This is a genomic window from Membranihabitans marinus (assembly GCF_021729155.1).
GTDB classification, from domain to species: Bacteria; Bacteroidota; Bacteroidia; order Chitinophagales; family Saprospiraceae; genus Membranihabitans; species Membranihabitans marinus.
The window spans coordinates 14,869-39,050 of the sequence record NZ_JAJQYA010000008.1 but is presented as its reverse complement, the minus strand read 5'-3'; the positions used below and the strand labels follow the sequence as shown (position 1 = coordinate 39,050).

At 37.4% G+C, this 24,182-nt stretch carries 19 protein-coding genes; 8 read left to right on the top strand and 11 right to left on the bottom strand.

Translation table 11 applies throughout. From position 1 onward, the window contains the following. Positions 1-466: 466 nt before the first annotated feature. The 8 genes from LVD51_RS07060 to LVD51_RS07025 all read right to left on the bottom strand — a co-directional run bounded on the left by LVD51_RS07060 (position 467) and on the right by LVD51_RS07025 (position 12,422). Positions 467-1,783 carry a TolC family protein gene (locus tag LVD51_RS07060; RefSeq protein WP_236970505.1) on the bottom strand — a complete coding sequence of 439 codons (1,317 nt, stop codon included), beginning with the start codon at positions 1,781-1,783 and terminating at the stop codon, positions 467-469. After that, the gene (locus tag LVD51_RS07055) at positions 1,767-4,964 is read right to left on the bottom strand and encodes an efflux RND transporter permease subunit (RefSeq protein WP_236970504.1); all 3,198 of its coding nucleotides are present in this window, start codon (positions 4,962-4,964) and stop codon (positions 1,767-1,769) included. The genes LVD51_RS07060 and LVD51_RS07055 overlap by 17 nt, the downstream gene beginning before the upstream one ends. A gap of 20 nt (positions 4,965-4,984) precedes the next feature. Beyond that, on the bottom strand, positions 4,985-6,115 hold the full coding sequence (locus tag LVD51_RS07050) for an efflux RND transporter periplasmic adaptor subunit (protein ID WP_236970503.1): 1,131 nt from the start codon (positions 6,113-6,115) through the stop codon (positions 4,985-4,987). After that, the gene (locus LVD51_RS07045) at positions 6,105-6,554 is read right to left on the bottom strand and encodes a MarR family winged helix-turn-helix transcriptional regulator (RefSeq protein ID WP_236970502.1); all 450 of its coding nucleotides are present in this window, start codon (positions 6,552-6,554) and stop codon (positions 6,105-6,107) included. Before LVD51_RS07045 ends, LVD51_RS07050 begins: the two co-directional genes overlap by 11 nt. Positions 6,555-7,087: 533 nt before the next feature. Further along, positions 7,088-7,531: a PEGA domain-containing protein gene (locus tag LVD51_RS07040; protein WP_236970501.1), complete on the bottom strand. Its 444-nt coding sequence runs from the start codon at positions 7,529-7,531 to the stop codon at positions 7,088-7,090. Positions 7,532-7,832: 301 nt separating this feature from the next. Then, a complete protein-coding gene (locus LVD51_RS07035; RefSeq protein ID WP_236970500.1) occupies positions 7,833-8,282 on the bottom strand; it encodes a GatB/YqeY domain-containing protein in 450 nt (149 codons plus the stop codon). A 20-nt stretch (positions 8,283-8,302) separates the two neighbouring features. Beyond that, positions 8,303-8,971 (bottom strand): ribose-5-phosphate isomerase RpiA, encoded by a 669-nt coding sequence (gene rpiA / locus LVD51_RS07030; RefSeq protein ID WP_262912738.1) that lies wholly within the window; start codon positions 8,969-8,971, stop codon positions 8,303-8,305. Positions 8,972-9,170: 199 nt separating this feature from the next. After that, complete coding sequence (locus LVD51_RS07025) at positions 9,171-12,422, bottom strand: S41 family peptidase (protein WP_236970499.1); 3,252 nt, start codon at positions 12,420-12,422, stop codon at positions 9,171-9,173. Between the two features lie 202 nt (positions 12,423-12,624). Between LVD51_RS07025 and LVD51_RS07020 the strand changes: the two genes are divergently transcribed. The 3 genes from LVD51_RS07020 to asnB all read left to right on the top strand — a co-directional run bounded on the left by LVD51_RS07020 (position 12,625) and on the right by asnB (position 17,054). Then, on the top strand, positions 12,625-13,356 hold the full coding sequence (locus LVD51_RS07020) for a hypothetical protein (RefSeq protein ID WP_236970498.1): 732 nt from the start codon (positions 12,625-12,627) through the stop codon (positions 13,354-13,356). A gap of 494 nt (positions 13,357-13,850) precedes the next feature. After that, positions 13,851-15,062, top strand: coding sequence for an MFS transporter (locus LVD51_RS07015; RefSeq protein ID WP_236970497.1), 1,212 nt, complete (start codon positions 13,851-13,853; stop codon positions 15,060-15,062). Positions 15,063-15,230: 168 nt separating this feature from the next. Then, complete coding sequence (gene asnB / locus LVD51_RS07010; protein ID WP_262912737.1) at positions 15,231-17,054, top strand: asparagine synthase (glutamine-hydrolyzing); 1,824 nt, start codon at positions 15,231-15,233, stop codon at positions 17,052-17,054. Here asnB and LVD51_RS07005 read toward each other — a convergent pair. Continuing rightward, complete coding sequence (locus tag LVD51_RS07005; protein ID WP_236970495.1) at positions 17,028-17,702, bottom strand: hypothetical protein; 675 nt, start codon at positions 17,700-17,702, stop codon at positions 17,028-17,030. The two genes, asnB and LVD51_RS07005, sit on opposite strands and share 27 nt — an antisense overlap. A gap of 320 nt (positions 17,703-18,022) precedes the next feature. On the opposite strand from LVD51_RS07005, the gene LVD51_RS07000 reads away from it, so the two are divergent. From LVD51_RS07000 to LVD51_RS06980, 5 genes are all read left to right on the top strand, one after another. Then, positions 18,023-19,117 carry a mannose-1-phosphate guanylyltransferase gene (locus tag LVD51_RS07000; RefSeq protein WP_236970494.1) on the top strand — a complete coding sequence of 365 codons (1,095 nt, stop codon included), beginning with the start codon at positions 18,023-18,025 and terminating at the stop codon, positions 19,115-19,117. A gap of 11 nt (positions 19,118-19,128) precedes the next feature. Continuing rightward, a complete protein-coding gene (locus LVD51_RS06995) occupies positions 19,129-20,457 on the top strand; it encodes a glycosyltransferase family protein (protein ID WP_236970493.1) in 1,329 nt (442 codons plus the stop codon). 75 nt (positions 20,458-20,532) lie between these two features. Next, entirely contained in the window at positions 20,533-21,813 is a 1,281-nt protein-coding gene (locus LVD51_RS06990) for an LVIVD repeat-containing protein (protein WP_236970492.1), read from the top strand. Then, the gene (locus LVD51_RS06985; RefSeq protein ID WP_236970491.1) at positions 21,810-22,559 is read left to right on the top strand and encodes a hypothetical protein; all 750 of its coding nucleotides are present in this window, start codon (positions 21,810-21,812) and stop codon (positions 22,557-22,559) included. Before LVD51_RS06990 ends, LVD51_RS06985 begins: the two co-directional genes overlap by 4 nt. 14 nt (positions 22,560-22,573) lie before the next feature. Next, positions 22,574-23,038 carry a hypothetical protein gene (locus tag LVD51_RS06980; protein ID WP_236970490.1) on the top strand — a complete coding sequence of 155 codons (465 nt, stop codon included), beginning with the start codon at positions 22,574-22,576 and terminating at the stop codon, positions 23,036-23,038. 5 nt (positions 23,039-23,043) lie between these two features. On the opposite strand, the gene LVD51_RS06975 is transcribed toward LVD51_RS06980, so the two are convergent. Next, on the bottom strand, positions 23,044-23,493 hold the full coding sequence (locus tag LVD51_RS06975; protein WP_236970489.1) for a VOC family protein: 450 nt from the start codon (positions 23,491-23,493) through the stop codon (positions 23,044-23,046). A gap of 27 nt (positions 23,494-23,520) precedes the next feature. Then, positions 23,521-24,168 (bottom strand): MBL fold metallo-hydrolase, encoded by a 648-nt coding sequence (locus LVD51_RS06970; protein WP_236970488.1) that lies wholly within the window; start codon positions 24,166-24,168, stop codon positions 23,521-23,523. Positions 24,169-24,182: the final 14 nt, after the last annotated feature.

Sequence of the window (24,182 nt, the reverse complement as noted above, 5' to 3'; positions counted from 1 at the left end):
ACCTGATGAATTATAGGGCGATGTCGTCACAGCGCAGTGGCTGGTCACCCGAAACACGGAGGTTTCGGCTAAATATCCTCGGCACAGTGGCCTCGGTTCCTTTGCCAAATGCCGATTTACGGCATTTGGTTGTCCATCGGACAACTATGCTCAGTCACATCATTGACCGATTTACGGTCTTTCCCCGCCCATCCACGACACTGTGGTCGTGGCTCCCTCATCGTAGACCTATTTAAGGTCTACGGTTCTTCGAACTACATTCGGTCGTGAGCTTCATTCAGTCATCTTTGCCAAATGCGGATTTACGGCATTTGGTTGTCCTGTTGGACAACTATGCTCAGTCACACCAAAGGTCGATTTACGACCTTTGATTACTCTAAAGGGCAACTTCATTCGGCCAAGTCAAAATTTTATCCGGCAGGATAAAATGTATTTCGAATTATTATTAATCCAATTCAACATTGGATTACTGTAACAATTGACCACTGAGTAACAAAAGCTGTACTTCGGCAATTTTCACCTCAAACTTTGAAGTGTTCATATTTGTCTCAGCATTTAAAAGGTTTAATTGTGCCTGTCTAAAATCAACGGAATTTACTTGGCCTATTTTAAATTTTTCTTCTGTTCTCAAAAAATTCGTTCGATTAATTTCTACATTCTTTACCTCGGTGCGATAAATCAATAATTTATTTTCATAATCGGCCCATGCATTTTCAAATTCGAAATTCAAATCCTGAAGCAAAGATTCCTTCTCCAATTCTAATCCGAACTTGCTGACTTTGGCATTTTCTATAGCCAATTTAGTGGCACCAGCATCAAATAGATTCCATTTCATGGTTACACCAAGGTTTAGACCATTGTTGGATTGAGAGGATAACAATGAAGCGGCATTGTTCTTAGAATATGTGATTCCATAAGATCCATTGGCGGTGAAAGTGGGTAATTTCCTCGCTTCAGCCAAATTGATATCTAAGTTGCCGATTTCGATATTTTTATCCATTTGTCTTATCTCTATATTGTTGGCCAACATGGATTGTTTCAAATCTTCGGCCGAGAGATAAGTCAAAAATTCGACATTGTCTTCCACTGAATAATCCAGTCCTTCAAGATCGACTATGATATTGTTGAGATTGCGTTTGGCATTTTCGAGTTGAAGTTGTGCATTGAAGAGATTGAGACTGTCGTTGTTGAGGTCTACTTGAGCATTTAAAATGGCCAGTTGATTGCCTCCGTATTCGTATTGAACCTCACTTCGGTGAAGTCGCTCAGCCGAAATATCCAATACTTCTGTCAATATCTTGATATTTTGTGAGAGAGCAGCGACTTGATAATATTGAAACAATGTCTGTGCCGCAACATTTTCCAAAGTGGCTTTTACTTGAAGTTCGTTTAACTTCAATCGATCTTGTAGTTGGGCGATATTGTACTTTCTTCGGTAGCCGTCAAACAGGGTATAGCCCACATTTAGTGAGGCATTAGCCGATTCAGAAGCCGCTGCAGTTACATTTGTTTGTCTTCCATCTTGAAACAGAACTGTCGAGTTGTCTAATTTAAAATTAGCTCCACCATCCAAACTTACCGTTGGCAATTGACCCGTATTCCATTTGGAAGTATTGTTCTCTGATATTTTTAAATTGTTTGATGCAATCTTAATTCCAAAATTATTTTCCAATGCGCGTTTGACAGCTTCATCGCTCCCAATAAAATTTTGACCGATTACTGGAAATAAAATAATTTGAAACAGAAACAGAACTGGGAATAAGCGATTAGTGAATGTCTTCATTTTCATATTGTAATTCTTTAATGGCTCGTTCAACACTGACAGGGTCAACATTTTCACCTGTCCATAACCATTTGAAAAATAATTTAATTCGATTGATAAATGCCAAATAAATAGGCAATACGATAAGGGTTAGTACCGTCGCAAATCCGATGCCATAGGCAATAGAAATGGCCATTGGAATCAAAAATTGAGCCTGTCTACTGGTTTCGAATATCAAGGGAGCCAAACCGGCAATTGTCGTAAGTGAAGTAAGGAAGATAGCTCTAAATCTAGATTTTCCAGCCTCATATAATGCCTCGTCAAATTCCATTCCCGCTTTGAGGTTTCCATTGAATTTACTAATGAGCACTAAGCCGTCGTTTACCATAATTCCGATAAGGGCGATAATCCCCAATAGTGACAGTATGTTTAACGGAAATCCATGAATCCAATGACCTAGAGAAACCGCCGTCATGCTAAAGGGTACCAATAACAACAGAAGCAAAGGCTGAGAATATGATCGAAATGCAAATGCAATAACGATATATATCAAAGCGATGACAATGGGGAAAACCACTTTTGCCGAAATGGTAAACTTATTGGCCTCTCTATTTTGACCTTCATACAGGGCTGTTACTGTAGGGTATTTAGCCTGAATAGCAGGGAAAATACTGGTTCTGATTTCTTCAATAATATCGGTGGCGCTGGCGCTGGGATCTTTAAGGTCTGCAGTAACTTGAATTTCTCGCTGTCCGTCTAGGTGATTAATGGCGACCTCTCCTCTAATGATATCGTAGTCGGCAATCTCTCCCAAGGCCACAAGATCTCCACTCGGTGTATTGATTTTCATTTGATCTAGTTGTTGAATGGTCGACCGACTCTCGCGATCATATCGAACCCATACCTTGATTTCATCCTCTCCTCTTTGGAAACGCTGTACTTGAAATCCAAAGAAACTGTTACGTACTTGACTCATTACCGATTTGGTGGTTAGACCGAGAAGATGGGCATTTTCTTTAAGATCAATTTGAATTTCTTTAATACCTGCGGGATCATTGTCGGTCACATCCTTCAATAGAGTAATATTGGATAGGGCTGATTTGAGTTCCGTTTTGGCGGCCTTTAAATCTGGAATGTTGTTCCCCAAAAGTGAAACGGCCACAGGACTTCCCCCAAAATTGGATCCTGATCCAAACACTAGACTTTCTACTCCTTCAATGGGGCCCACTTTATCCCGGATGGCATTTGTGATTTCATAGGAAGGAAAATTTCGAAGTTCACCTGGAAGTAAATTTATGGTAATGGTGGATACAGCAGATCCTGGTCCTATTCTTTTTACTATATTTTCAACGACCTGTAGGTTGCCCTCCTGTTTTTCGGTGTATACTTCGTTGACTTCCCATGCTGCTGCTTCTATTATTTGTGACAATGAATCGGTGATGCCTTCATAGGTCCCTTCTGGCATTTTTAAACTGATCTGAATCCTATCCGAGGCAATATTGGGAAAGAAGGTAGTTCGTACAATTCCCCCTTGGATACTGCCTATGGTAATTATAAATAATCCGAGGAAAATGGAGAAAGTTAAAAACTTATTATTGAGTGCAAATTTGAGAAAGGGAGCGTAAAAACGATCTCTTAGGAAGACCATGATCTTGTCTCCATACTTATTGATAGAGCGCAAGCTAGTGAAAATTTTTCCGAAGACACTGTGGTTGGGCTTTCGGTTTTCTTCCCGAACCAACGCCGTGGAATGAGCTACGTGAGCAGGTAGAATAATTAGGGCTTCGATCAGTGATACTGCTAATGTCAATATTACTATGACAGAGACTTCTCCAAATACGTCACCAATTCTTCCGTCCAAAAACAGGAAGGTAGAAAAGGCCAATACCGTGGTCAAAATGGCAGAAATAATGGGAGGTAATACCTCCATCGTTCCATCAATCGCTGCTTGGACAGGTGATTTTCCTTTCTCAAAATGATGGTAGATGTTCTCTGCAATCACAATACCGTCATCCACCAATATCCCAATAACGATGATCATCCCAAAAAGAGAAAGTACATTGATGGTCACACCGATATGAGCTGCAAAAATAAACATCCCCAAAAATGAAATCGGTAGTCCAAAAGCTACCCAGAAGGCCAATTTCGTATTGAGAAACAAAGACAAAAAGAATAATACCAACAGAATACCTATAATGGCATTTTCGGTGAGCAACTGTGTCCGCTGTGTTAAGGTAACGCTGCTATCGCTCACCACTGATAACTGTATGTTGCTATATCTTTGATTGAAATCTTCGATGTATTCTTTGATTTTATCAGCACTTGAGATCAAATCTTCAATATTGGTATTGCTGATATTGATGTTGACAGCTAGGTTGCCGTTAAAATAACTGGCATTTGGCGTCTCTTGAAAGATGTCGTTAACTGAAGCCACATCTCGCAACAACACAACACTACCATCGATATTGGTTTTGACTACAATATTGTCCAAATCATCGGCGTGATAGGCTCTGTTTTTGGCTCGAATCAAATATTCTTCCGTATCTGTTTTTATATTTCCCCCAGTAGTCAATAGATTTTCATTCGAAACAGCAGCGGCCACATCGTCAATGGTCAAATCATAGGCGAGTAAATCCAATTCTCTAACGGCTATTTCAATTTCTTCAAGTGGATATCCGGTTATATCGATTTGTGTGATTCCATCCATTTTTCGGATGTCCTTTTCCACGCGTTGAGATATTTCTTTTAAACTTTTAAGGGGGACATTTTCACCGGAGACAACAAATGATATGGTTTGTCGAATGTTTTCCAGTTTGCCCACCACCAATGGTTCCATTCCGGTAGGATAGGAGGGGACTCTATCTACAGCATTTTTGACATCGGCCAGTACTACATCGATATCGTAGCCATTCAATATTTCAACGGTAATCAAACCGGCATTTTCGTTGGAAACTGATGTGACTCGATCAATTCCCAATAAGCCTTTTAGATTCTCTTCAATCTTTAGAACTACGCCTTCCTCGATTTCTTGAGGTGACGCTCCAGGGTAGGTCGCTTGTATAGTAATGATTTTGGATTCAACCAGGGGGAAAAAGCTAGATTTCATGGACCGCATTCCAATAAATCCAAAAATTATAAATGCCAGAACAACGATATTGACAGCTACGGAATACTTAATAAAAAATGTGATAATACTTTTCATGACTTTTGTTTATGCTGTCCTTAGTGATTGATGACTTCTACGATCATACCTTCATAGGCACCGGGAATAGGATTTTCTAACAACTGACTACCATCGACTAGATTGGATATAATAGCCGTCTTACTTTTGAAATATTCTACGTCTACCGGTATTAATTTAAGTTTTTGATCTTCGATAATATAGATTTGAGAATTGTTAACCAACAATTTTCTCGATACTTCATAGCCTTGTTCTATGGATCTGCCCTCGAGTTCAGCCGATAAATACATACCTTCTTTAAGTCCTTTGCCCGACACTTCGATATATACCTTTATTCCTTGAGTAGTCGTGTTAACGGTAGCGTCTATTCTGGCGATACGTCCCTTCCACGACTGAGTCTTCTCTAAATTATACAAGACGACGCTCTTTCCTATCATTAGATAGTCTTTATAGGATTCATTGACAGACACCGCTAATTCATACTGACTGGGGTTTATGATACTACCCAGTTTTTGACCGGATCGGATCAAAGTGCCTGGATATACCATAGCTTCGGTAACAATACTGTGAAACGGAACGCGAAGTGTATATTTTTTATGTCTCTCCTCTAGGTTTTTAATGTTGTAGTAAGTCGAAACAATGTTTTTACTATTGATGAAAAATTTTTCCTTGTCATTGTCAAATTCAGGTAGACTGGTCACTTTCTTGTGAATATCAAATTGATTGAGATATTGATTCCATTTGTCAAAAACCTCTGGATAGTCTAAGTTGAGGTCAGGCATTACCTGAGCAATTAGATTGTATAAAATCGATTTTTGAGCAATTAATCCCGCATTAAATTCGGCATCGTCTATTTCCATAATCACCTCTCCGTTAGCATAGGTCTGTCCAGGCTTGAACAATTTAGAGGCTGTTTTAAGAACTCCCTGTACTTCAGAATAAAGTTCTACCTTATGCAGGGCTTCTAGACTTCCCTTTTCCTCAATGATAATAGGAATTTCAGAATTTTTTACCGTTTGTGCATATGTTTTCGTAATGGTTTTATTTACCTGGGTCTGAGGTTTTTCCTTGGCCGAAACTATCTGTTGGGACAGTAAAATGGATCCCACAATAATTAATCCTCCTAAAATTATACCGGTGATCAATCGTATAATATTGGCATTATTTTTCATATGGTATGTTTAAGTTATTGTATATATCTTTTATAAGTAATTTGGCCTCATTAATCCTGTGTTCTTCAATTCCTGTTACTGCATCGTCCAAGATGGTAGTAAGAATGGGTTCGGCTTCTTTAAATGCTATCAAACCGGTATCTGTAATAGAAACAAGGTTGACTCTCTTATCGGATTTACATTGTCTACGCTGGATCAGACTCTTTTTTTCCATGGTCGTCAATAATCGTGTCAAAGTCGTTTTGTCTCTAGAGGTAACTAATGCCAAGTCATTTTGTGGACATTCATTAACATCAGTAAGTATTTTTAAAATAATGGCTTGTTCTTTATTGAGTTGAATGCCATTTTTTTGAAATTTTTCCATAACTAAGGCTCTAAACTCTTTTGAGAGTTTAGCCATCATCGGTATCAGACCTTCTTGGTTTACAATTTTATCCATAGTTTACGATTTCGCAATTGCTCGCAAAACTACTCAAAATAATAATTGGTTGTATGTGCAACTAATTATTTTGTCTTTATTTAAGATATAATTATGAAATTCACCTATTTGATTTTTTCAATATGTATTTCGAAGTGGTATAATAAATTCTAGCCGGTCAGACGGCAGATATGCTGGCTTTTCCTATAAGATAGCGATATTGAATCCAATATTTTAAATCAAAAAGTTTAATGGGCAGAAAATTATGCTGAATTCACTATAAATCTATTTTCCAATCAAAATAAGTTGAAATGGGTTCTAATTCGAGTGATGGTAATTCTGAATAGGAGAGAATATTGAATAATATCCATTGAATTCGAGGACGGATTTTTCCGAAAAAATTCTGTTTATAAATTTTAAAGTAAAGTTTCTGTAGAATTAATCCTTTATCAAATAAGCGGAGATGATAATAGATTGATTGACTATTCTTTAAATAAAGTCTAGGCTATTATTCTGAGAAATATACATAATAGAGGAAGGTTCATTAATTATGGTCATTCCCCGACATAATAAACATCCACTGTTCGTTTCACGGTATTGATCTCAATGGTTTTTGGTGTAAGCTGACCATATTTTTGATTAGGAGTAAGCTCTAGGTCATAGGCTTTTCTGTCGTATTTCATCAGCGATCCGGATACGGCATCAATGGCCCAGCCAACTAAAAAACCCAAATTGAGGATACTCACCACGTTGAATTCTCTATCGAGCCTAAAGAGTCTGGTTTCGTATCCATCCAATTTCATTTCAATATCGACATCTTGAATCGATCGTTTCATCGGTACCGAACAAGGGGTTCTGCACACTTCCAGTCCATCTTTGTATATCATGGCTCCACTAGGACTAGAATCAAAATGGATAATGTCAGAAGTTCCAGTAAATATTGTGGCGCAACTCGTACACATTGATATTAGTAAGGAGAGTATTATAATATTTTTCATCTTGGCCGTTAGTATTTATTCTATAAATATAGTATTTCTGTGATTTTGAGGGGTTATTTTATTAATAAATCTCTTGTTTTAATTAGACTCATTTGATGTGGGCCAGTATGTTCTAATTGATAGTGTATTGAAGAAATGCAATTATAAGCACTTTTGGTATAAGTCTACCTTGTTTGGAACAAGCAAGAGACAGGGAAGTAAATAAAAAGAGGTTGTCTGTCAACCAAACAACCTCGTTTTATTTTCAATATCACAGAATGAAAGAGTAAAAGTATAAATCATCTGTGAATATTAGATGGATTTATGATGCCAACACTTGTTTCACAATCTGTGCTATGGTTTTTCCATCGGCTTGTCCACCAATTTTTTGTTGAGCTATTCCCATTACTTTTCCCATGTCGGCCATTGACGATGCTCCAGTTTCTTCAATTATGGCAGTAATGGCTGCGGTAACCTCCTCTGTACTCAGTTGGGCGGGTAAGAATGCTTTAATATGTTCTATTTCTATGGCTTCTTTTTCCGCCAAATCTTCTCTGTTTTCTTTTTGATAAATATCCATGGACTCCTGTCGGGATTTTACCATTTTTTGGATGAGTTTCAGCTCTTTTGCTTCATCTACTTCATCGCCAGAACCATCTGTTTTCAATAACAAAAGCTCAGATTTAATGGCTCTAAGTGTGCGCAATTGATCTTTATCTTTTGCTTTCATGGCGGCGACCATCTTTTTTTGCACTTTTTCTTCTAATGTCATGTTTATTATTACTTAAGTTATTAAAATATCGTCAGGTGTCCGTTTTGATCTCCACTTATTATAGTATTGGCCATACCTACGAAGAGTCCATTTTCTACAACACCTGGTATCATGTTTAGTTTTTGATTGAGGTTAGCTGGGTCTGGTATAGAGTGAAAATTACAATCCAGAATATAGTTCCCATTGTCAGAAATTAAAATTTCACCATCTTCTTTTAACCTCCAATCACTAGTACATCCCAATGCTTCTACTTGTCGTTGACTTATTTCCTTGGCAAAAGGAATGATTTCAACAGGCAGTTTAAAAGTACCTAATGTCTTGACCAGTTTACTTTGATCCACTATAATAATATAGTGTTTGGTAATGGAAGCCACTATTTTTTCTCTGGTGTGGGCTGCTCCGCCACCTTTGATTAAGTGCTTATTCTGGTCTACCTCATCGGCACCATCGATGGTTATGTCCAATTCATCCACCGAAGCTATATCAATTAGTGGAATATTGAGCTCTTTAGCCAATTTTTCAGTACTTTTTGAAGTAGGTACACATTGAATATCTAGTCCTTCTTTTACTAACTGTCCCACTTTTAGGGTAGTAAAATAGGCAGTAGACCCTGTGCCCAATCCCACTTTCATTCCAGGTTTTATATATTCCGCGGCTTTCTCTCCAACAATTTGTTTAGGGTTTATCATTTTAGCTTTCTATGATTTATAAAATGGATGCTAAAAGTAGGAAATTTCATTGTATATCTAGTCACATCGTTCTCTTAGATTGATTTTGCCCTAGAGATTTATGATCACAGTATGTACAATAATTTTCTCCCTATAGTTTCTCTATCGATTGACATCAATACCATTTTAAATTCCCATAATCACAAATCTATGAGAAGTTTTAATTTCGTTTCTCGACTTTTGGAACCGCGGGAATGCGTTTTGGCGCAGTTTTTAATTCATTCTGTATATATTTAATTGCTTCATCCAATTGGATGTCTTTGCCTTTGGCCAATGCGGTTGGGTCTTCCAATACTTCTATATCGGGAACTACCCCTTTACCTTCGGGAAACCAACTGCCGTCTGGGTTATACATTCTAAAAGTAGGGGCAGTTATTCCTCCACCATCAATTAAACTAGGTGCTCCTGTTATGCCTATTAACCCACCCCATGTTTTGGTGCCAATTAAAGGTCCTAAGCCCGCTTTTCTGAAATAGTCAGGAAAAGCATCTCCTCCAGATCCAGACCATCCATTGATTAACATGGCTTTGGGACCAAAATGAGATACTGGAGGCCAAGACCACGTTTCTCCGTCTCTTACATCCCAGTATGCCAAAGGGGGGCGATTGAGTAATTCTACAAAACGATCGGGTATTTGCCCCCCATTGTTAAAGCGCTCATCGATGATTAGCCCAGATTTATGTATCTGACCATAAAACATGCGTACCAATTCTTTTTGACCATCTAGTCCAGTACTCGGCACGTAGATATATCCTATTTCTCCATTAGATACGGAGTCGACATAATGTCTATTTTTTTCTATCCAAGACAGATTTCTCAGTCGAGTTTCTGAATCGAGGGTTTTTACAAAGACTTTTTTACCCTCTTCAACAGAAGGTGTTTTACCGACCAATAATTCTACCGTCTTGTTGGCCAAACCTGAAAATGCAGCCCAAGGATCGGAATACTGGGTCAACATGATTCCATTGACGGCGAGTATATAATCACCTTCCGATACATCTATGCCGGGTTCGGATAGGGGAGATTTAACTTCATTGTCCCAAGGAGCTGCTCTTATTATTTTTTTAATCTGGTAGCTGCCGTTTTTATATTCAAAATCAACACCGAGGTAACCTACATTTCCGCTTCTAGAAGATTCATCGTCACCACCACCTCGATAAGTATGAGAAGCATTGAGTTCCCCAATTAATTCACCTAATATGTAGTTGACATCAGATCTTGTTTGGGCACTTTGAATGAGTTGGCCATAGTGGGATTTCAATTGAGCCCAATTGGTTCCGTGCATATTCTTGTCGTAGAAAAAGTCTCTTTCGATCCTCCATACTTCGTTGAATATTTGTTCCCATTCTTTTTTGGGATCTAGATTCATTTGCAAATCACCCACAGGTACGGTTTTATCGATTTTTTGCCCAGAATTGGGTGATATAATACCCATTTTATTGGGTTTGCCCGTCAGTATTTTTTTCTGGTCATGAGACAATACATAAAAGCTGACATCTTCGATTATGGTTTCTTCTTTGCGTTCATTGAGGTCATAATACTGCAATTTGGTTTTCTCCCCATTGGCATGAGGGATAGGATTTCTCAAATAAATAATTTTCCCCTCGATTGCAGAGATAGACCGAAAAGATCCGGCTGTTAGGGGAAGAATTACAGCCCTGGATTCCATACCATCGATATCGATAACCAGACTGTCTTTTTGTAAAGTATCACTACTTTTTGACGATGCAGATTTCTCTTCCACAGTATCAGTCTTCTCAAGGGAGGCTTCAGTAAATGCCACTGTGTCGTTTTGAGCTAAAAGTGGAGATGGCAATGATTTATTTAATGGTATCAAACCTATTTGGTTGCTTAAGGTGTATACCCAACTATTGTCGAATGAACTGTATTGAGGGGTGAAATTCTGATCGGTGCGAAAACATAGATATTTGCCATCAGGACTAAACACTGGATTGTTGTAATTGTAAAAGCCAGCAGTGATTTGGTGGACCTCCTTCTTCTCCACATCGAATAGAAATAGGGCATTCATTCTGTTGTCTAGACCTCTGTCATAGGTGATCCATCGGCTATCAGAAGACCAACTCATGGTGAAATTATTTAAATCACCCTGATACATCCATTTGCCTTGGTCGACTTTTGTCAGCTCTTTAGAGTGGATGTCCATGATGTAAATCGTCATAGTTTGATCGATAAAACCTATTTTTTTACTATCGGGAGACCACCATATTTTATATCGATATCCATCCTTGAAATTGCTGATGACTTCTTGTTTTCTGGATTGGTAATCGTATAAGTGTAATTGGTACTCTCCATTTTCATCACTCCAATAGGCAATTTTTTTGCCATTGGGCGACCAAGCGGGATATCGCTCTGCAGAACCAGATGACTGACTGAGATTATAGGTAGCACCTTTTTCGGCCGGAAGGTCTAAGACTTCCCCTCTGCTTTCGACCAGTACGCGTTGGCCGTTGGGAGATAGTTGAATATTACTTATTCGGTTGCTTAGACTAATATTTCTGGGTTTTGTCTTTTCATAATCATCGATGATATCGATATTTACGGGGCTATATTTTTCTGTTTTAAGGTCGAGTAAATAGAGTTGTCCACCGAGTTCAAAAACAAGGTCTGCAGGTCCAATGGATGGAAATTGGACATCGAAATCTTTGAAATGAGTGATTTGTTTATGTTTTTTAGTCTGTGTATCGTATCTCCAAATATTATATCTTCCACGATCATCTTTGTCGGATAGGTAATAGATTAATGAGCCATGCCACATGGGCATTTCATCGTTGTCGTCACTCTGGGTAATGTTTTCAGATTCGTATGAATTGAGATTGAATATGAAAATATCTGCAGCCATACCCCCTTTATATCTTTTCCATGTTCTATACACTCTGGATTTATAGGTAAATGCTAAGTGGGACTGATTTGGTGAATAAGATCCAAATTCTGCTTGTTCCAAAGGCAACTTCTGGGGCAGACCTCCATCTACTGGAACGGTATAGAATTGGTTGAATCGTTGCTTGCCGCTCTCCATTGAGGATGAGAATAGAATGTGATCTCCTTTGGGACTCCAATCAATAACGGTCTCCCTCATTCCGTGATGAGTGATTCGTTTGGGGATTCCACCATTGACCGACAAAGTGAATACATCCACACTTCCATCGTAATTGCCAGAGAAGGCTATGGTTTGTCCATCTGGTGAAAACCGCGGTGATGTTTCTGCTCCCGGTGGAGAACTCAATTTTTTAGCTTGGCCACCATTTTTGCTGACGATATACAAATCATCAGCATACGAAAATACGATACGATCTTTGGATACATCTGGGAATCGATAGATTCGTTCTTGTGCGGAAGAAGTATTGCTTAGGATTAGAAGTAAACCTAGGAAGAGGAAATATTGATTTTTCATAGCGCGATAGATAGTTTAAATAAATATTTAGGCGACATCTGCTGAGCTCCTAATATAATATATTTTACATTCCCTATATTCATTAAAATATATTGTTGGACTATTTTTTTAAAAAAATAAAACGATTACTATTGGAAATACGAGAAGAAAATTACAATAAATCTACTTCGAAAAATGTTTTGGGTTGCATAAATCTTAAATTATGAAAGCGATTGTATTTACTGTATTTAATATTTTGATTTTATTTGCCGGTTATGGCCAGTCCAGCTATGGATTTGGTCAAAATCTATATGTGTGGAATCATCAGGGAACCACTATGTATGAAACAGCTGATAAGTCAAGTAATAAAGTAGGTAAATTCTATTATGGACAACAGGCTAGGGTAGTGGATATGTCGATAAAGTCTAAAACTTTGTACCAGGAAATAGCAGAAGGATTAGGTGTAGGAGGTCATTGGGTAAAAGTGATTATTAAGCAAGACACAGGTTATGTATTCGATGGAGATTTGGCAAGGATGGAACCCTTGTTGACCACTCAATCTCTGCGAGGAATTGACCTTGTGAGTTCGGTGTATAAAAGCCAAGGACAGATAGAATCTGGATTGCAAAGTGGGGCAAAGGCTGGAAAGAAAATAGAAATGGACTTTGATGAAGGCATCCATTTTATTCGCAGAACAGTATCATCCTGTATATCTGAAGATTATATCATTGACAATGCGGATTTTAATGAAGCATATTATTTGATGTATACCATATATTCCAACCTTTTTGTGACAGAAAGCAGTGAAATGATATATCCTGTCTTTCAGCGCCAAGTGGGAAAAATTCATTATTTTACTCTAACTGAAGATGGGAAAATACAGGAAATACAACTCCAGCAGCAAGGACAGGGCTACAAAATATCTACTTACCACTGTGATACCTCGGTTAAGTAGAGGTGGATAATTAACATTTTATCTTTATTTAGGGATAGTTTATTTAATAAAATGGCTTATTTACTTTTCTAACCTTATATGGTATCTTCCATATCACGGATTTTCTTAGGTTCTATAGAATGTTGTAACGAGAAAATATTGTTTTCCTGCAAATCGTATATTATCCTGTCTCCGCAAGTTGAACATTACTTTTTGTAAATTATGGCCAAATTCTCAAACTGCCATCCTCTGCTAAATTGGACATTTGTACAATAACATAACAATTGATATTAATAGAATTTGAAATTAGCGATGGACGAATTTTTTGTTTGATTTTTTCATCTAAAACCATGGGTTGGCAAATTAATTTAAATATTTGGCCTATTTGCAGAATTAACTCTAAGAAAACTTAGTATAAAACTGAGCTTTATTAGGTTTTGTCGTAAGTTTGCGTTTTAGTAAAATCACCTGTGTTTTTCGCTTTGCGCAAGTGAAGTCAAGTTAAATCGCTTTTCATGGAGACTAATTATCGCTCTTTTCTAAAGAGTCATACCAAACCCGTTGCCTTTGGAGGGGCTCTGACTTTTTATTCGAGTTTGGGACAGACTTTTTATATCTCTCTTTTTGTACCATTTATACTCAGAGAATTTGGATTAAGTAAGTCTGAGTTTGGAAGTTATTATGCAGTTGCCACCATTTTGGCTTCTTTTCTCTTATTTAGGTTTGGAAAGCTGATGGATTACATCCCGGTCAAAGAATTTGCTTCCAAAACCATGTTGTTGTTATTGGTGTCGGGAATAATATTTGCCGCTTCATATTGGCCATGGATGATATTTATAGCTATTATCGGATTGAGATTGGGGGGGCAGGGCCTATTCCCTCATATTGCCTTTAGTGTACTCGCCCGTCGATTTGATTCCGAAAGAGGGAAGGCCATTAGTATAGCGTCCCTGGGCTTTTCAATTGGAGAAATGATCTTTCCGCTTATGATTGGATTGGTTATTTCCGCTTTTCATTGGCGTGCAGGTTTTATAGTTGGTGTCATATTGATGTTGTTGACCTTGTGGCCTATGTTGATTAAAATGGATTTATCTGATTTAGATCCTCAATCGGCTGTTAGTCGATTGAGTAAATCCAAAGAGAGAAGCCAAGATGAGAGAAAGTATCTAAAAACTGTGATCAAGGAGTCCAAGTTTTGGATGTTAATGATGCCGATAACCTTTATTAGTTTTATGACAACTGGCCTTTTTTTCTATCAATATGTATTGGCTGAAGAAAAGGGCTGGTCTATGGAACTATATTCTTTTCTATTTATGGGCTATGCCGGAGCAAGATTGTTGTTCACTTTATATGGGGGATGGCTAACTGATCAATTTACGGCTAGAAAAATATTTCCATTTTATCCGTTGCCCATGGTTATTGGGGTGTTAGTTTTGGCATGGGTGCCTGGTATGTTGGGGGCCGGCATATTTTTGGTAATGACTGGAGTTACTATGGGGTTAAATGGGGTGTTGCGATCTTCTGTGGTTGCAGAGATTTATGGTATTGAGCGAATCGGACATTTACAGAGTGTTTTTACATTTATGTTGGTGTTGAGTTCTGCCATGGCACCGCCTCTCTATGGCTATATGTTAGATTTGGGATTATCCTTTTCTAGTCTAAATATAATTACTGGTTTTTTATTATTAATAATAAGCTTAAATGCTTGTCGTTTACAAAAAAAATAAATAGATTTAAGCTTAAACTAGTTATATATGTCAGCATAATACATAATTTGCCAAATATTTAAGATGAATTTGGTGCGAATTGTGGTTTATTGTTAACTGTTTCTTAATATGTTAATTTTTTACTGATATATATAAGTTTATATTAATATCCTATAAGAAACTTAATGTATGTGTTCAATTGCCTTATATCACAATCCTAGTATTGACCCTTATATTGTAGAATCAACCCTTCGTCAAATGAGTGATTTAGCTCAACATCGGGGGCCCGATCATACCGGAATTTGCATGGGGGAACATTGTGGAATGGCACACAATAGGCTTTCTATCTTGGATATACACACAAGATCCAATCAACCAATGTATGATGAAAACAATGTCATTATCTTTAATGGCTGTTTGTTTAATTTTATTGAAATCAGGAATGAATTACTGTCCTTGGGATATATGTTTAAAACAGAGTCCGATACCGAAGTCATTTTAAAGGCATATCATGCATGGGGTCCTCAGTGTTTGCATAAATTTAATGGGATGTGGGCCATGGCTATTTATCAGAAAGACTGTGAGCAGGTATTTATCGCCCGTGACCGTTTTGGCATAAAACCATTGTATTATACCCATTTTGATCAACATTTCGCCTTGGCATCGGAAATTAAACAATTGCTGCCTATAGCAGGTACTGATCTTGATATCAAAAATCAAAATGATTATTTTTTGCGAGGTAGATTGGTGCACAATAATCACACCCTTTACGATAAAATAAAATCCTTTCCGGCAGGTCATTATGGAGTCTATGATATACTGCATCAAGAACTTAAAATATCCAGATATTATTCGATTAAAAAGGAAACCGTTGATCCAGACCCTCAACAATTGTTGGCCTTGTTTCAAGATTCGGTAGATATTCGATTGCGGTCAGACGTTCAAGTTGGCGTGACGGTTTCAGGAGGTATCGACAGTAGTGTGATTGCACTGACTGTGGCCGAACTAGGGGCTAAATCATTTAAATTGTACAATGCTGCTTTTCCTGATTTTGTCAACGATGAATCTCCATTTGCACAAATATTGGCTGATGAAATGCATAAACCTCTCCATAAAAATACCGTAACTTGGGATAGTTTTATTGAAAATTTGGGCAATCTGGGGTATTTACAAGACATTCCCGTCGGTTCGTTTGCCGTATTCGCTTCTTTTTTATTAAAGAAAAAAATATCATCGGAAGGGGTGAAAGTTATTTTAAATGGTCAGGGAGCCGATGAAATCTTTGGAGGATATACTAAGTTTCATTACTTCCATCTCAAAAATCTATGGCGAAAGGATAAGGTGCAGTTTTTTCAAGAGTTTTATTCTATGGGGATTAAGAATCAATACCCAGTAGAGACTCTAAAAAAGAAGTGGAATAGTTTTAGAAATATGCGAGGTAATGTTGACTACGACTGGTATCGCTCATCCCATAACGAAGTGTGGAGGGAAGATATTGTCGATTCTCATGTGAGTCCTTTTCAAGGGGATTTATATGATGTTTCTCAAAACGCCTTATTTGGTATGGGGTTACCTGTGATGTTACACGCTTTAGATCGCAATTCTATGTATCATGGTATTGAGTCTCGTTGTCCTTTTTTAGATTATAGATTAGTAGAATTTGTGGTTAATTTGCCCGATGATTATAAGATTAGGGAAGGAGTTCGCAAATTTATGTTGAGGGAAATTTTCGAAGGGAAACTGCCAGAGAAATTAAATAAGCGGTATCGTAAACAAGGTTATACCTCCCCTCAAAATTATTTTTTAAAGAAAAATACCACAATGATTATAAAAGATATTCACGATAAAAAAGATTTGATAAGTGAATTCATCGATATCAACCATTTTGTTAAATCTATGCATAAAAAACCCAAATGGGATTTGATATGGAGGGTGTGGACTTGGTTACACTGGCGAGAAACGAGTTTGAATCAACAACATGAAGTTTTAAAATCGCTTTCTCAAATAATCTAAACCATATATTATGCTCGGAATATGGGTATATGTCGGTAAAATTTTTCCACCGAATTCTTTTTTCATTTGATTCATGGGTTCCGTAATACCTACCATATCATAGGTTTGATATCCCAAGGATTGCAAATAATGCAAATCGTTGTCAAATAGGGCTTTATTGGCTATGCTAGCTATCCTGGCGGAATGTTTGTCTTCAAACTTTCTGAAATTGGAAGCATTAATGTAACCCATTGCGATTTTGTTGTCTTTGTCCCCGATACATAGATGCGCCGCCAGTCGACCTAGTTTTCTATGGTGTATTTCAGAATAATAGTAGTTGTCTTGGATCCGTACAATGGAGGAAGGATATGAATTTAGATTTTTGGCCTCAATGGTTGAATTAAACATTTCTAAGATATCTGGGATAATCAGTGGACGGTGAATGGTGAATTCTTCCATTACATCGTTGCGTAAATATTTTTGAAGTCTTTTGGAATAACCCAATCTAAAATCGGATTCCAAATCAATCCATCTAGTGGGTTGATTTACAGTAACATACCATGGAGGAGATTTTGGAATAGCCGTCATGGCATATATTTGGGCGGATATAGATGGAATGGAATTCGCGTAATAGTGGGTTTTTAATATCCGACCTTTGATGGTAATCATGGTTTTATTGTAGTTTTTATAAATGTTTCTTCCACCATACAATATTAACTAAAATCGCTGTTATTCTTTTGTCAACATCTTTTAAGATCAACTTTAGTAAATACCTTAATAAGCTTTCTAATCCAGATTACTGTGCGGAGAAATATTTCAGGAAGAACGATAATCATTCCCTTTCTAAAAAGTCAATTTAATTTATTTTTACAAATATATAATTTGGCGTCAATGTTAAGTTTACTTTATATAGTGGAATTTTATTGGACTCCTTTTTTAGCTATTCCAAAATATTAGATTAGATTCGTTTACTATTTATATCCTATAAGATGATAAACAAGGCAATGGACAAAGACACTTTCGTGGTTATTATGGCAGGTGGCGTGGGTTCTAGGTTTTGGCCTGCCAGTCGAAATTCACAACCAAAACAATTTCTAGATATCCTAGGGGTGGGAAAATCCCTAATTCAGATGACATATGAGCGGAGTTTGAATATTGTTCCCGCTTCCAATATATTTGTTATTACAAATGCCAACTATGTGGACCAAGTGGCAGAACATCTCCCCGAATTACCGGCCGAGAATATAATTTCAGAACCTGCACGTAAAAACACTGGACCTTGTGTAGCTTATATTTCCTTTCATATCCAAGCGATTTGTTCCAATGCAATGATATTGCTCTTGCCATCGGATCATATGATATCCAATGAGATGGTTTTTGTACGCAGTCTAGCCAAGGCCATCCAATTTATTGACGCTGAGGGAGGAATAATGACATTGGGTATGCAAGCTCATCATGCCAATACTGGTTATGGATATATTCAAACAGGACCACAAATTGAAGGTAAGAATATATATAAGGTGGCTACTTTTAAAGAAAAGCCAGATGCACAGACCGCACAAGAATATATCGATTCTGGCGACTTTGTTTGGAATGCCGGTATTTTCTTATTTAAGGCTGGAGATATTCTACATCAATTTTCGGTTTTTGCTCCAGAAATTTATCAGACTTTATATGGTGAAAATATATATGGTAGCCCTGAGGAAGAAGCCTTTATAAATGAACGCTACCCCCAAGTGACATCCATCAGTATTGATTATGCCATTATGGAAAAATCATCGAATATTTACTGTATGCCTATGGATATAGGTTGGAGTGATTTGGGTACATGGAAAAGTCTATTTGAACTTCAAGCCAAGGATGAAGATGAAATTGTGACCAATGTTAAACCAGAAAATTATTATATTGAAGGAGCTACAGGTTTATTGTTGCAGTTACCGAAGGGCAAAAAAGCCGTCATAAGTGGTGTGGACAATTTATTGATTGTAGATACCAATGATGTTTTAATGATATGGCCAAAGGATAGAGAGCAGGAAATAAAACAGGTTAAGGATGAAGTGGCATCCAACTGGAATTTGGAATAAATGACAAGGGTTTGAATAGATTTAAAGGGAAAAATATCTTATGTATTTATTATAAATTTCCACCTATTAAGGGGATTGGAACCATAAGAAATTTGCGATTTTATCATTCCCTTAAATCCGAAGCCAGAAAAATATTTGTTTTAACCACTACCAATAGACATTTTTTACCCCAAGACGAATACAACTATCTCGAAAAAGATGTAATAGAAGTCCCTACTGTGGATTATCGGTCGATTTATCATTTTTTTACTGGCAAGAGAAGTTCTTTAATTGTGCCCGATAATGCCGCAGGATCATCAAGAATATTGCGGTTTAGGAAATGGTTTAAAGATTCCATCCTCTCTCGATTTATGGACGAAGGTGGATCTTATTACGTCAATGCCGGAGTGAAAATTGCTTCTAAGATTATCGAAGAACAAGGGGTGGATATTATTATATCATCATATTCTCCATTTGATTCTCATCTCATGGCGTGGAAATTGAAAAAAAAATATCCGAATTTGTATTGGATTGCAGACTATAGAGATTTTATAGGAGATCCAATGTTGACCAATATGTCTGAGAATAGTTATCTCTTTAAAAAGAATCGTCAGTTGCTCAAGGACGTAGATGAAGTGATTACCGTCTCACAGGGCTTGAAGGAAAGGATAGACTTATACCATGATCATGTAAAAGTAGTGAGAAATGGAATTGATGCTTCATTGCTTCCACAACAGCCCATCTCAAAATACGATTTGTTCACCTTGGCCTACACAGGCATTATCTACCCTCATGCCCAGAAGGCCGACTTACTTGGACGGGCACTGTCCAATCTTATTTCCTCTGGCCATATTGAAGTTAGTCATCTTCAGTTTATGCATGCGGGGAAAGATGTCATGTTTTGGAGAAGTATTCTAGAAAAATATGGATTGGGACAAATCTTGGTCAATCACGGTATAGTACCACATAAGGAAGCCTTAGAAATTCAAAGAAAATCTCATGTCAACCTATTATTGTCCTGGTCTTCTGATAAGATGAAGGGCATATTAACCGGTAAGTTGTTTGAGTATATAGCATCGGGAAGCCCAATTTTGGCCTTGGTCAATGGCATTAGAGATGAGGAAGTAGAAAACATTATTTCCGGACATGGCTTTGGTAAAGTCTTTTATCACAAGGAGTCTGAACTACCTGCTCTAGAATCTTATATTTTCAATCTTTATCAGCAATGGCAGTATCGTCTTCAGCAACCGAGAATTAATACCGTTGATCATCAGAAAATCACCTCTTTTTTGTGGGAAACTGGCTTCAATAGATGGGCCAACAACCAAAGGAATAGCCAGTCTTTGAAAAATTCAATTTAAATTTTAGGTTTTTTTTAAAATATATCCAACGTTTCAAACCCAACCTTCGTCTTAAGGGCAATAAATCTAATGGAAATGAATAAATTAGCTATTTTAACCTTTATGGTTCTCGCTTCTGGAATTTTTACATCTTGTCTAAAAGATGAATGTGTTGAAAAATTGGAATACGCTGTCTATGAACCCGTATATTTGTCTGAAGAGCAGTACAATGAGGGGATTTCAGTATTAGAACCGCGTCCACTCCAACAGCCCGGGATCATATACACTTATCAAGACTACCTTTTTATCAATGAATTGAACAAAGGAATTCATATTTTTGACAATTCTGATCCCAACAATCCACAAGCGGTATCATTTATATCTATACTGGGGAATACTCATTTTGCCATAATAAAAAATCAAATTTTAGCCAATAAGTTTGGACACTTATTGTCTATTGATATTTCCAATCCACTATCTCCTGAAGAGACCAGCAGAGTATCTGATGTATCCAATGATTACTACTTTGAAAATAATAGGGGGTATTTGGCATATTATGAAAAAACTGATAGAGTAGAAACCATAGATTGTTCAGATCCTGAATTTAATTCTGTGCGTTGGACAGATCGACAGACTGGTAATATTTTTTGGCAAGGTAGACCTGAAGTTGATTTTTTGGCTGCCGATGCTAGTAACAGTTCCGGAGGAGGTGATCCAGGAGTGGGTGGATCTACGGCAAGGATGACTATAAGTCACAATACCCTCTATTGGGTCAATGACAGCCAATTATTGACCTTTGATATCAGCGATCAAAAAAAACCAAGAGAAATAAGTTCTACCAATATAGGTTGGGGGATTGAGACCATTTATCCGTTTAAAGACAAATTGTTTATCGGTTCTACTAGTGGAATGTTTATTTTTTCTTTGGAAGATCCCTACCGTCCTGAGTTACAATCCTCTTTTAGTCATGCCAATGCCTGTGATCCTGTAGTAGCCAATGACAATACAGCCTTTGTTACCTTGCGCAGTGGCAATGAATGCAATGGCTTTGTCAATCAATTGGACGTAATCGATGTGGAAAATATTAATGCTCCTTATCTTATTCGAACCTATGAGATGATTCAACCTCAAGGCATTTCACTACTGGATAAATACCTGTATTTATGTGAAGGTGATTTTGGATTGAAAATATTAGATGTTTCTCAGAGAGATGATGTCAAATTGTTAAATCATATAAAATCAATTAAAGCCAACGATGTTATTGCTCTTGGCAATGATATTCTCATGGTCATCGGTGATGATGGATTTACACAGTTCGATATATCAGAAAGAGATAATCCCAAATTGTTAAGTGAAATAACGGTTGATAAGCCATGAAAAAGACAATCATCCTATTTGTTTTCACTTGGCTAATATTTTACCTGGGGCCATTAAATGCTCAAGATCAAGACTTGGTAAAAATTACCCTGTCTTCAGGTAAAACTTATAAAGGAAAATTACTGTCCATTGATAGCCTAGGTGAAAAGGTCTACATAGAGACCAAGAAACAGTTGAGTTTGGGCTTACCACAGGAATTAATTGAGGATATGAAGGTGATGACATCCTTTGATGAAAGAAGACCTGGTCTTACACGCCTGAAAAATCATTTGGATATTGGAGGTGAAATAAACTACAACACCAACACGGTAGGCCCCCAAAATGGAAGACTAAATGGTATAAGTGTTCAGTTACGTATGGCCTATAGTTTGAATCAGCACTGGTCTTTGGGGTTGTTGACGGGAATGGATTCTTATAATGCTGATTATAGTGAATATCTCATACCCATCTTGTTTTCGACTACTTATTATATCCGACCTTATGAAATGTCACCCTTCCTACGCATAAACGCTGGATATAGTTTGGGTGTGCAATACCAAGATAGTCACTTACTTGACCACAAAGGAGGGATGACACTGAGACCTGGATTGGGATTGAGATTACCCAGCTGGCAGGGTTTATCTGCTGAGTTGGGATTGGGAATGCAGTGGCAACAAAACGAATTTGCTACTGTAAAAGGCAATCAGATCTCTAGATTTGATTTGACTTATAAGCGATTGGTAATGTCTTTGGGACTGAATTTTTAAAAAAAAATATACAGATGAAATATTTATTGATGAAAAGTAGGACTACTTTCATAGCTATTTGCATTGTCCTGTGTTTTGGTTGTGAAAAAAGTGCTACCGAACCAGAGGTCTTGAGTTTCGATGACTTATATGCCCGCCATGTTAAATCTCAATGGAATCTTACTACCTTCCACAATGCATTAATGGGGGGATGGAAATTTAAAGAGTCAAAATGTTGTGCTGTTGACGCCGATTGCGAGACGGTGTTGCGTTCGGATTTAATCTATGTATTTTCAAAAAATATTATCACTGTAGCCAAGGAGGGGGAAATTACTGAAGAAATTGAATATTCAGTGGTAAAGGATGATTTCGGTTTCAAAATTCAAACCTTAGACCCCGTTGAGTTTATCGATGGAGAAGTCTATATGACGGAAGATCAATTACTATTTTATCTATCACCCTTGGATGGATGTGACAGCTATTTTGTAAGAAATAAATAGATGTTCTATCGATTCTCGTTAATCTCTATCCAGTTTTTATAGGGATCTTGGATGTACAATTGTCTAACACCATCAGGACGAACGGTGAATTTGTTCTTTTCACCTTTCCAAGTCGAATACTGTATTTTCTTTGTTTGAAGTTTCTCCATTAACAAATCAAAGTCATCGGTAAATAATGCGAAGTGTGCTGATTTATGTCTTTTGTGTTTTAATTTTTCTTCCTCGATTAAATGTAATGCAACATTACCACCCATAGAAAACCATCGGCGTATGGCCGGATCCAGAGGGCAGTCTATCTCTTCAAGACCCAATACTTCAGCGTAAAATTCTGCAGCTACATCTACGTCTTTAACGATGATGGCCAAATGGTCAAAGGATAGTTTTGATTGAGCTCTCAATTGTGAAGAGCTCATAATGAAGATTAAACTCAATGTGGTGTAAAAGATGTTTTTCATCGCTGTATATTAATTTTTGATATAAGATTATCCGCGAACAAAGGGATTGTTACTTCTTTCGTAACCAATCGTAGTTTCTGGTCCATGACCTGGATATATTACCGTTTCGTCGGGCAATGTATACATTTTTTCTTTAATGTTGGTCAATAAGGTTTGATGATTCCCTCCGGGTAAGTCCGTTCTCCCAATGCTGTCTCTAAACAAAACATCTCCGGCAATCGCCCACTGTCCGGTGGAAGAATAGAGCACCATGCTGTCTGGAGAATGGCCCGGTACATTGATGATTTGAAGGCTGTGTTGACCTAATGTGATATTATCGTTGTCGTCGTACCAGTAGTCGGGTTCTGGTGACGGGGTATACGACATACCGTATAAATTGGCTACAGCTGGCATAGAATGCAAAACTTCCTTTTCCCCAATTGGAGCCCAGAGTGGACATAGGTATTGGTCTACTACATCGGCGTTGCCGAGGACATGGTCAATGTGGCAATGGGTATTAACAATCAATTTAACTTCCAATTTATGGTCGGCAATATATTTAAATAGCATTTTGAGTTCTAACTTCGAATTACAGCCGGGATCTATAATGATGGCTTCCCTTTCAGAATGGGATAAAACGTAGGTATTTTCTTGAAAATCGTTGAATGTAAATTTTTTTATTGTTATTTCCTGCATTTCTAGGTGATTTG